9 protein-coding genes are annotated in these 9,892 nt (G+C 64.5%); 2 read left to right on the top strand and 7 right to left on the bottom strand.

Annotated elements, in window-relative coordinates; genetic code table 11:
- Positions 1-612 precede the first annotated feature (612 nt).
- The 7 genes from HV765_RS29250 to gpmA all read right to left on the bottom strand — a co-directional run bounded on the left by HV765_RS29250 (position 613) and on the right by gpmA (position 8,979).
- Positions 613-2,025 (bottom strand): FAD-binding oxidoreductase, encoded by a 1,413-nt coding sequence (locus tag HV765_RS29250; protein WP_054420607.1) that lies wholly within the window; start codon positions 2,023-2,025, stop codon positions 613-615.
- Entirely contained in the window at positions 2,022-2,741 is a 720-nt protein-coding gene (locus tag HV765_RS29245) for a FadR/GntR family transcriptional regulator (RefSeq protein ID WP_054420608.1), read from the bottom strand. Before HV765_RS29245 ends, HV765_RS29250 begins: the two co-directional genes overlap by 4 nt.
- Positions 2,742-2,821: 80 nt before the next feature.
- Positions 2,822-4,018, bottom strand: coding sequence for a GGDEF domain-containing protein (locus tag HV765_RS29240; protein ID WP_175171754.1), 1,197 nt, complete (start codon positions 4,016-4,018; stop codon positions 2,822-2,824).
- Positions 4,019-4,158: 140 nt separating this feature from the next.
- On the bottom strand, positions 4,159-4,914 hold the full coding sequence (locus HV765_RS29235) for a HesA/MoeB/ThiF family protein (protein ID WP_054420610.1): 756 nt from the start codon (positions 4,912-4,914) through the stop codon (positions 4,159-4,161).
- The gene (locus tag HV765_RS29230; RefSeq protein WP_054420611.1) at positions 4,911-6,356 is read right to left on the bottom strand and encodes a S41 family peptidase; all 1,446 of its coding nucleotides are present in this window, start codon (positions 6,354-6,356) and stop codon (positions 4,911-4,913) included. The genes HV765_RS29235 and HV765_RS29230 overlap by 4 nt, the downstream gene beginning before the upstream one ends.
- A gap of 68 nt (positions 6,357-6,424) precedes the next feature.
- Positions 6,425-8,038 (bottom strand): murein hydrolase activator EnvC family protein, encoded by a 1,614-nt coding sequence (locus tag HV765_RS29225; RefSeq protein ID WP_054420612.1) that lies wholly within the window; start codon positions 8,036-8,038, stop codon positions 6,425-6,427.
- Positions 8,039-8,226: 188 nt separating this feature from the next.
- Positions 8,227-8,979 carry a 2,3-diphosphoglycerate-dependent phosphoglycerate mutase gene (gene gpmA, locus HV765_RS29220; protein ID WP_175171753.1) on the bottom strand — a complete coding sequence of 251 codons (753 nt, stop codon included), beginning with the start codon at positions 8,977-8,979 and terminating at the stop codon, positions 8,227-8,229.
- Between the two features lie 184 nt (positions 8,980-9,163).
- On the opposite strand from gpmA, the gene HV765_RS29215 reads away from it, so the two are divergent.
- Together HV765_RS29215 and grxC are read left to right on the top strand one after the other, a co-directional pair.
- The gene (locus tag HV765_RS29215) at positions 9,164-9,586 is read left to right on the top strand and encodes a rhodanese-like domain-containing protein (protein ID WP_054420614.1); all 423 of its coding nucleotides are present in this window, start codon (positions 9,164-9,166) and stop codon (positions 9,584-9,586) included.
- 44 nt (positions 9,587-9,630) lie between these two features.
- A complete protein-coding gene (gene grxC / locus HV765_RS29210; RefSeq protein ID WP_054420615.1) occupies positions 9,631-9,888 on the top strand; it encodes a glutaredoxin 3 in 258 nt (85 codons plus the stop codon).
- The last annotated feature ends 4 nt before the right edge of the window (positions 9,889-9,892 follow it).

Genomic DNA, 9,892 nt, shown 5'->3' with positions numbered 1-9,892 from the left:
TATTTACGCTGAACGCTTCACTGACCCGTATCGCTGAGATAGCATCAACACGCCTGATCCTCCACGGGATCAGGCACTGAGTGCCTTAAACACAAAAAAACTGACACTCCCCCAGTGCGTGGCGCGCAATGGGTTGGCATGCGCAAGACAGTTCGCGCCGCGCGCCACCCTTTACCCCCCAAAAACCTGCGGCGGGAGCATTAGAAAACCGCTCTGCACATTCGCGAAAGCGACTACCGCGCAAACGCCCACCAATGCGTATGCCGAGTAAGGCCGCCCGCGCGGCCGCCACTCGGCGGGCCCCGCAGCACTCGTGGCTAAGGCACACCCTAGCAGCGCGACATGCCAAGACAGCGGCAGCCCGTCGGCGCGGTGGCCCTGACTGCGCGCAACCTCGATGCGCCCGAGGGAATCTGAAGGAACCCGCCGAAGGCGGGTGACGAAGATGACGAAGGGGGGGCCGCCTAGGGACGTCCGGAGCGAAGGCTCCGGACCGCAATCGTGGGCGCGCGCAGTCAGGGCCACCGCGACGATGGGCGACCTACGAAGATCAACCGACCGCCCCAAGAAACCAAGCTCACGAAGCCCCTCGACCACTCAACAAAATCCCGCCTACAACAACTTCCCAGGATTCATAATCCCCGCCGGGTCCATCACCTTCTTGATCTCCCGCATCAACCTCAATTCCACGGCATCCTTGCTATGCAAGAAATGCTCGCGCTTCAGCTGCCCAATCCCGTGTTCCGCTGAAATACTCCCGCCATAACGATTCACTTCGTCCAACACCGCATCCGTAATCGCCGCGCCGTTCACCGCTACCCAGTCGCGTGCCGCGCCTGCCGGGCGGGACAGGTTGTAGTGCAGGTTGCCGTCGCCGAAGTGGCCGAAGATGAAGGGGCGGATATCTGGGTACAGCGCGCGCACGCGTGCTTCCGCCGACACCATGAAATCCGGAATGCGTTCAATCGGCAGCGACACATCGTGCTTCAGGTGCGGGCCGTCGGCGCGTTGGGCTTCCGAAATTTCTTCGCGCAACTTCCACAACGTCTGCAATTGCGACAACGACGCCGACACTGCTGCGTCCAGGCACAGGCCGCGTTCCAGCGCCGTGCCAATCACGTTCTCCAGCAACGTCGTCAGACCCGCTTCATCCGCCGTATCCGCCAGCTCTACCAACACATACGCGGGATAGCGCTGATCAAAGGGTTCCTGCACGCCCTCGGCATGCGTCAGCACCAGGTCCAGGCAATCGCCCGAGAAGTACTCGAACGCTTGCAGACGCGCGCCGCATTGTTCGAACAGAATCTCGAACAGCTGCAACGCCTGCGCCGGTGACTCGACGGCCGTCAGCACCACGGAACGGACATCGGTGCGCGGGAACAAGCGCAGCGCCACGGCGGTGATCACGCCCAGCGTGCCTTCGGAGCCGATCAGCAACTGCTTCAGGTCGTAGCCCGTGTTGTCCTTGCGCAGCGTGCGCAGGCCGTTGAAGATTTCGCCCGTGGGCAGCACGGCTTCCAGGCCCAGCACCAATTCACGCGCCATGCCGTAGCGCACCACGTTCACGCCGCCTGCGTTCGTGGCGACGTTGCCGCCGATCTGGCTGGAGTCTTCCGCCGCCAGGCTCAAGGGCAACAAGCGCCCGGCGTCCTGCGCCGCGCGGCGCAGGTTGCCAAGGATGGCGCCGGCTTCGGCAACCATCGTGTTGGCGACCGTGTCGATGGATCGCACGGCGTTCATGCGGTCCAGGCTCAGCACGACGTTCTTCGTTCCGCTGTCTGGTGTCGCGCCGCCGCACAAGCCCGTGTTACCACCGCGCGGCACCACCGGCACGCCCTCTTGCTGGCACAAGGCCAGGCAGGCGGCGACTTCTGCGGTGTTGCGCGGGCGCACCACGGCTTGCGCGTGGCCGTTGTACAGGCCGCGCCAGTCGGACAGCCACGGCGTGATGTCCGACTCGGCGGTGTAGACGGTGTCGGGGCCCAGCGCTTGGGTGAGGCGTTGCGTGAAATCGGATGCGCTCATGATGTCTGCGTGGCTGCGGGAAAGAGGGAATCAAGTTGCAGGCGGCTGGCCGCCTGCTGCAAATGGCGCACCGCCGCCTGGCGGGCCCGTTCGGGATTGCGTGCGCGAATCGCTTCAAAGACTGCGACGTGCTCCTGATGCACGGCCGCGGTCAGGCCGTCTTGCAGGCGGCTATTCGACCGGGCGGTGCTGACGGCCAGCCTCAGCTGCAGGTTCAGGTACTGCAACAGGTCTTGATAGGTGCGGTTGTGCGTGGCGGTGGCGATGGCGACGTGGAACGCGATGTCGTGTTCCACGCCCTGCTCGGGGTGCTCAAGATGGGCCTCCAGGTCCGCCAGCGCCTGCGCCATGGCGCTCAGGTCGGCGGCATTGCGCCGCACGGCGGCGAGCGCCGCCGCGCCGCCTTCAAGTTCCATCCGCAATTCGTAGACGTCGGCCAGCTTGTCGCGGTCAACGGCGAGTCCGCTGGACACCTGAAACCCTTGAGCGCCCGTGCGGGATATCACGGTGCTGCCCGAGCCTTGGCGGCTTTGGATCAGCCCTTGGGCGCGCAAGCGTTCGGTCACTTCGCGGATCACGGCGGCGCTGACGCCGTACTGCTCGGCCAGGACGCGGCCAGGGGGAAGTTTGACGCCCACGGCGTGCACGCCATCGGCGATATCCGTGGCGATCTGGCGGGCGACCTGTTCGGTCAGGGTGAGGCTCTTGGTCAACATGGGCGGATTATAGGCCTACTTTTCAGGTTATCTGATAACTTTTGATGAGAATCCGGATTCAATAACGTTGCTTGATCGCGTCAGGCGGTCGCGGGTTCGCCGTTGCCGCGCGCCATCGCAGCGTCTTCGGCTTCGCTGCCCCCCACGATTTCGCAGCAGCGGCCGCCGCGCGCCTTGGCGCGATACAGCGCCGCGTCGGCCAGGTCCAACGCTGCTTGCGGGCTGCGATTGGCGCCCGAAATGATCGAGATGCCGATCGACAACCCCACGCAGACGCGCGTGCCATCCGCCAATGCGATTGGCTGCGAGGCATCGCGCAGCAAGTGTTCGCCGAGCCGCAACGCGGCCGTGGCGTCGATGCCCGTCACCAGCACGATGAATTCGTCGCCGCCGATTCGGGCCGCCACGTCATCCACGCGCAGCATGGCGCGCATGCGCTGGGCGGTGGTCGTCAGCACCTGATCGCCCGCGGCATGGCCGTAGGTATCGTTGATGCGCTTGAAGTCGTCCATGTCCATGTACAGCAGCGCGGCGTCACTGTCGTGCCCGCGCTCGCTGGCGCAGACCCGTTCCAGCGCCGCCTGCAAGCCGGTGCGGTTGGCCAGGCCCGTCAGCGCATCTTCGCTGGCGCGGCGTTCGCTGGCGCGCTCGGCCAGCATGGTCGACACCAGGATGCGGTTCAGCCGATGCGAGGCGATGCTCATGCTGACCAGGTAGAACGGGATCTGCACGAAGACGATGGCAGTGACGTATTCGCCGGTGAACAAGGCGCCCAGGCACATCGGCCCCAGGCTCAGGAAGATCATTGCGCCGACCAGCCGTGGCGCACCGTAATTGCGAAAGCAGATACCGCCGGCCATCGCCCCGCACGACACGCCTGCCAAGGTCGCCGCCAGCCAGTCGCCGTTGATGAACGTGATGAATACGCCGTAGCCCACGCTGAACGCCCACAGCAGGGCCAGCAGAATGTAGATGTCGGTGTGGGTGTTGCCGCCCTTGGGCGCAGCGCGTAACGCGGACCGCAGGATGGTGACGCGGATGATGGCCAGCACCACTTCCAGCACCAGCCACGAAATATAGAGGGGCTCGGGCCGGCGCCAGGCGACCACGCCAGAAATCATCAAGGTGTTGATCACGCCGCCCGCAAAAATGGGCAGCGTGCCGAACAGGCTGGCGATCAGCGCCGCGCGGATATCAGCAGGCGTGTCCTGACCAGCATGCGTCAGCCAGCGCGTCAGGCGCCACTTAGGCAAACTGAATTTCAGTCCTGTATCCACACCGTCACGTCCAAAGCCATCACCCGAATTCTGTAGGCTGGAGGGCGTTATAGCAGGTATTTCAAGGCTTTAACATTGTCCGGCAGGGCAATTCGGCCACAAGATGAGGGGAAACAACAAACGAGGCGGGTCGCGCCTGCCTATTGCCCGCGGTGGCCGCAGACCTCGCATTCCGGGTCGCGCTGGACATTGACGCTGCGCCATTGCATGGTGCGCACGTCCAGCCACAACAAGCGGCCCGACAGGCTTTCCCCAATGCCAGACAGCAATTTCAGCGCCTCGGCGGCCTGCATGCTGCCGATGATGCCGACCACCGGCGCAAACACGCCCATCGTGGCGCAATTGGCTTCTTCGACGTCGTCGGCTTCCGGGAACAGGCAGTGGTAACAAGGCGCGTTGTCATCGCGCAGGTCGTACACGCTGACCTGCCCGTCAAAACGGATGGCCGCGCCGGAGACCAGCGGCTTGCGGTGTTGCACGCAGGCGCGGTTGATGGCGTGGCGGGTGGTGAAGTTGTCGGTGCAGTCCAGCACCAGGTCCGCTGCGGCGACGGCGTCAGAAAGCGCTTGGTCTTTCAGGCGCTCGACACGGGCATGGACCTGCGCTTGCGGGTTGAACGCCGCCAGCATGTCGCGCCCGGACTCGGCCTTGGGCCGGCCGACGCTGGCCGTGGTGTGGAGAATCTGGCGTTGCAGGTTGCTGAGTTCGACGATGTCGTCATCAGCGAGCGTGATGTCGCCCACGCCGGCCGTGGCCAGGTAGAGCGCAGCGGGTGAACCGAGTCCACCCGCCCCCACGATGAGCACACGCGCCGCCAGCAGTTTTTCCTGCCCTTCGATTCCTAGCTCGTCCAGCAGGATGTGGCGGGCGTAGCGCAGCAGTTGCTCGTCGTTCATTTGTCCTTGCTGGGCTCGACTCCGGTCGGCGTGATCTTCATGCGCGTTGCCGTGCCGCCGCCCGGCTTGGCGTCAGCCTTGGCCTGAGCGCGCGCCGAACCCTTCTGCACCGGCTTGCCGGCCAGCACGTTCAGCGCTTGTTGCAGCTGGAAGTCGTCCTTGCCGCCGAATTCGAACACCTTGGTCGGCAAGTCCACGTTGTCTTGCGCCGAGTTGGACTTCACCTCGTTGGCGGTCTCGGGGTTGGACAGATGGCGTTGCAGGTCGGCTTCGCGCGGCAGGCGGAACAAGTCGCCATCTGCCGTATCGGCCACGACAAAGTCGGGTTCGATACCGGTGGCCTGAATGGAACGGCCGCTGGGCGTGAAGTAGCGCGAGGTGGTCAGCTTGACCGCGGTCGATTCCGACAGCGGCAGGATGACTTGCACCGAGCCCTTGCCGAACGTGCGGTTGCCCAGCACCTTGGCGCGCTTGTGGTCTTGCAGCGCGCCGGCCACGATCTCGGAAGCCGAGGCCGAACCCACGTTCACCAGCACCACCATCGGCACGGTCTTGGTCCAGGCGGGCAGGCCCGACAGGTAGTTGCTTTCACCGCGAGCGTATTCCGACGGCGTGGCCAGATACTTGTGGCGGGCGTCGGGCGTACGGCCGTCGGTGGACACCACCAGGGCGTCAGGCGGCAGGAACGCGCCGGACACGCCGATGGCGCTGGTCAACAGGCCGCCCGGGTCGTTGCGCAGGTCAAGCACCAAACCCTTGGGCGCTTCCTTCGCACCCAGGTCCTTCAGTTGCTTGGCCAGATCAGCGCCGGTCTTTTCCTGGAACTGAGCAACGCGGACGTAGCCGATGCCGTTGTCCAGCATCTTGCTGCGCACGCTGCGAACCTTGATGACGTCGCGAACGATCTTCAGCACGATGGGCTGGGGACGGTCGGCGCGCATGATGGTCAGCGTGATCGGCGACTTGGGCGCGCCACGCATGAGCTTCACAGCGTCGTTCAGCGTCATGCCCTTGGTGGGCGTGTCGTCGATTTTGATGATGAGGTCACCGGCCATCACGCCAGCGCGCGCGGCGGGCGTGTCTTCGATCGGCGAAATCACTTTGACGAAGCCGTCTTCCGCGCCGACCTCGATACCCAGGCCGCCGAACTCGCCTTGCGTGGCCGTCTGCATTTCGCGGAACGCGTCGGCATCCAGATAGGCGGAGTGGGGGTCAAGGTTGGAGACCATGCCAGAGATGGCATTGTCGATCAGGGTCTTGTCATCGACCGCTTCGACGTAGTTGTTCTTGATGGCCGCGAACACGTTGCTCAGTTGCCTGAGCTCGTCCAAAGGCAAAGGACTGCCGCGCTGAGCAACGGCTGTTACCCCCACGCTAAGCAATACGCCAGCCACCGCACCGATGGCAATCAGACCGAAACCGCGAAACTTGCGAGTGCCCATGCACACTTCCCGAATTTTGTTTTCGCCGATGGGGGTTTGGTAATTTACCAACGACTTTACCTACCAACCTATTGGGCCAGCCACTGGGCCGGGTCCACAGGAGCGCCACGATGGCGAATTTCAAAGTATAGGCCGGATTCCACTTGGCCGCCGGTTGCCCCTACCGTAGCAATAGTATCGCCACCTGTCACCGAATCCCCCACCCGTTTGAGCAGACTTTGGTTGTAAGCATAGACCGTCAGGTATTGCTGGCCATGATCCACAATGATGAGGTTGCCAAAACCCCGCAACCATTCGGCGTAGACCACGGTGCCGGGGGCCACCACCTTGACAGGCGTGCCTTCCGGCGCGCGCAGCACCACGCCCCGCCAAACGCCGCCATCCGGGCGGTCGACCCCGAAACGGCCTTGCACCTGGCCGCGCACCGGCATGGCCAGGCCATGCTTCAAACCGCTGCCGCCGCCGACCGCAGGCGCGGCGCGGCTGGCCTGCTGAGCCGATGCACTGCGGGTTGGAGTGGTTTCGGGCTCGGCAGGTTCCGCTTTGGGTTCCGCTTTTTTGGGCGTTTCTGCGGGTTTTTCCGCTGCCGCGGGCGGCGTTTGGACCGGATCGGTCAAACGCGTGTGTTTCTGTTCAGCCGGACGTAATCCTGCGGCGTCCGGGTCGGCCACGGCGACCGGCCCGCGATTCTGCCGCGAGGCCGCTTCGACTTGTTCACGCGCCTGCGCGGCATCGCGGGCATCCCGCGAATCGCGATCACGGCGCGCGGCCGCGTCGGCGGCCAGCTTGCGGTCGGCCTCGGCCTTCTTGCGGGCTTCGTCCGCACGGCGTTCGGCCTCGGCACGTTTTTTGGCCTCCTCGGCGGCGCGGCGGGCCTCTTCCACGCGACGGGCCTCTTCCGCCTTCTTGCGCGCTTCCTCGGCCTTGCGGGCCTCTTCGATCTGCTTGGCGATGGCCGCATCCAGATCGGTGATCAGGCGCGACAGGCGCTGATCATCGCGGCCCAGCTTGTTGGCCTCGGCGCGCTGGGCGGCAATCTGCCCTTCCAGCTGCGCCAGCAAGGTGGCGCGCTCTTTCTGCTGGCCGACCAGAGCGGTCTTCTGCTCCGAGGTTTCGGCCACGACTTTTTCAATTTCCGCGCGCCGGGCGTCGGCACGCGTCTGCAATGCGGCCAGGCGTTCGATGTCTTCGCGCAAGGCCTGCACCGCGTTGGCGCGGGCTTGCGACACGTAATCCAGGTAACCCAGGTTGCGGCCCAGCACTTGGGGATCGTCACCAGACAGCAGCGCCGTCCACGGCGACAAGCCGCTGGTGTACTGGGTGCGCAATTGTTCGGCCAGTTCCGTGCGGCGTTTGGCCAGCACGGTTTCCTGCACGCCGATCTGCTTTTCGAGCCCGGTCAGGTCCGCCTGCGCCTGGCGGTTGGCCTCGGCCAGCTCCCGTAGGCGCAGGTTGATCTTGGAGATGGCCGATTCCGATTGCTTCAACGCATCGGCGGCTTCCTTGCGGGCGGCCTCGCGGCCATCGATATCCTTTTGCAGGTTTTCGATGCGATCCCGCAAGGCGGCCTGCTGACGCTCAGCGTCGGACTGGCGTCCGGCAAGGTCGTTAGGCGCGGCCCGAGCCGACAACGCTCCGCCGGTCAACATGACCGCCAACAACACCCCTGCCGTGCGACGCATAGTAGGACCTGCTCTCACCGGAGGGAGCCTCGCACAGGCTGAAAATCGGGTGCCGGGCTAGGCGTGGCCGACGCCGCGTGGCCTGCACCACGCAAGGAGGCTACAACAACGCCAGGCGCCCGATTTTCAGCCTGCCCGAAGGGTGATTGCGCAATCATGCGAGGTTCCATCTGGTGTGAACAGGTCCTTTAGTCCTTCTTAGCCTTACCCTGAGCTGCGACCGCAGCCATGGCCGCCTCGATCTCGGCGGCGTCGCCCAGATAATAGTGGCGGATCGGGCGCAGGTCATCATCCAATTCGTAGACCAGCGGCTGGCCGGTCGGAATGTTCACGTTGACGATGTCGTCGTCCGACACATTGTCCAGGTGCTTGATCAGGGCGCGCAGGCTGTTGCCGTGGGCGGCGACCAGCACCTTGCGGCCGGCGCGGATGGCCGGGGCGATCGATTCGTTCCAGAACGGCAGCACGCGGGCCACGGTGTCTTTCAGGCACTCGGTGGCGGGCAGCTGGTCCGCCGGGATCTTGGCGTAGCGGCTGTCGAAACGCGGGTGGCGTTCGTCGTCCAGCGCCAGCGGTTCCGGGGCGATGGCGTAGGCGCGGCGCCAGATCAGGACTTGCTCGTCGCCATACTGGGCGGCGGTCTCGGCCTTGTTCAGGCCTTGCAGCGCGCCGTAGTGGCGTTCGTTCAGGCGCCAGTTCACGCCGACCGGGGTGTACATGGCGTCCATGGCGTCCAGCGCGATCCACAGGGTGCGGATGGCGCGCTTGAGCAGCGACGAATAGGCCAGATCGAAGGTGTAGCCCTCTTTCTTCAGCAATTCGCCCGCCTTGCGGGCCTGTTCGCGGCCGGTTTCGGTCAGGTCGACGTCGGTCCAGCCGGTGAAACGGTTTTCCAGATTCCACTGGCTTTCGCCGTGGCGCATCAGAACGAGTTTATGCATGGTTTGGCACGCTTTCCGCGCGGGTTAAAGTTAAAGGATGGTTAAAGAATGCGCTCATTTTATAATTGAGTGATTTTGCCCTTGATTTAGCCCCGGCGCACCCGTCCATTTCCCTGGCGCGGCGACCCGGATTTCATCTCGGGTTCGCCGTTACCAGGCTCGTCGCCACCCTTCAGGATGCCCCGTGGATCTTTTGCAATTCTTGCTCGATAAAAACAACGTCTTCATCGTCGGCGTGGCCGTGATCTCCGGCGTGATGCTGGCGATTCCAGCCTTGCGCAAGGGCCGCTCCGGCTCGGCCGTCAGCACCGGCGAAGCCATTCAGATGGTCAACCAGCGCAACGCTGTCTGGGTTGACGTGCGCCCCGCCGAACAGTTCCAGGCCGGCCATATCGCCCAGGCCCGCAACGTGCCGGCCGCCGATCTCGAACAAAAGGCCGCGTCGCTGCCCAAGAACAAGCCGCTGGTTGTGGTGTGCGATAACGGCCGTGACTCGGCCCGCGCCGCCGCCAAGCTGCGCGCCCAGGGTTTCGCGGACGTCGTGCCGCTGGACGGCGGCATGCGCGCCTGGTCGGCCGCCAGCCTGCCGGTCACCCAAAAGGGCTGAGCGCGGCTCGCCCCCCTTTTCATCTTGAATCCTCAGGAGCGCCTATGAATAAAGTTGTCATGTACAGCAAGGACTATTGTCCTTATTGCGCACGCGCCAAGGCTCTGCTTGAGCAACGCGGCGTGAGTGACCTGGAAATCATCCAGATCGACCGGGACCCGTCCCAGCGCGATGTCATGATCGAACGTACCGGCCGACGCACCGTGCCGCAAATCTTCATTGGCGATACCCATGTCGGCGGTTGCGACGACCTGATGGCCCTGGATCGCTCGGGCGGCCTTGCCCCCTTGCTGAACGGCTAATCGC

Source organism: Achromobacter kerstersii (assembly GCF_902859595.1).
Lineage (GTDB): Bacteria > Pseudomonadota > Gammaproteobacteria > Burkholderiales > Burkholderiaceae_B > Achromobacter > Achromobacter kerstersii.
Note: the sequence above shows the minus strand (reverse complement) of the source record. Positions and strands in the feature narration are given on the sequence as shown.

Coding starts and splice junctions, on each gene's coding strand:
- HV765_RS29225 (WP_054420612.1), bottom strand. CDS start 8,038: ATGCGTCGCACGGCAGGGGTGTTGTTGGCGGTCATGTTGACCGGCGGA.
- HV765_RS29250 (WP_054420607.1), bottom strand. CDS start 2,025: ATGAGCGCATCCGATTTCACGCAACGCCTCACCCAAGCGCTGGGCCCC.
- gpmA (WP_175171753.1), bottom strand. CDS start 8,979: ATGCATAAACTCGTTCTGATGCGCCACGGCGAAAGCCAGTGGAATCTG.
- HV765_RS29235 (WP_054420610.1), bottom strand. CDS start 4,914: ATGAACGACGAGCAACTGCTGCGCTACGCCCGCCACATCCTGCTGGAC.
- HV765_RS29230 (WP_054420611.1), bottom strand. CDS start 6,356: ATGGGCACTCGCAAGTTTCGCGGTTTCGGTCTGATTGCCATCGGTGCG.
- HV765_RS29245 (WP_054420608.1), bottom strand. CDS start 2,741: ATGTTGACCAAGAGCCTCACCCTGACCGAACAGGTCGCCCGCCAGATC.
- grxC (WP_054420615.1), top strand. CDS start 9,631: ATGAATAAAGTTGTCATGTACAGCAAGGACTATTGTCCTTATTGCGCA.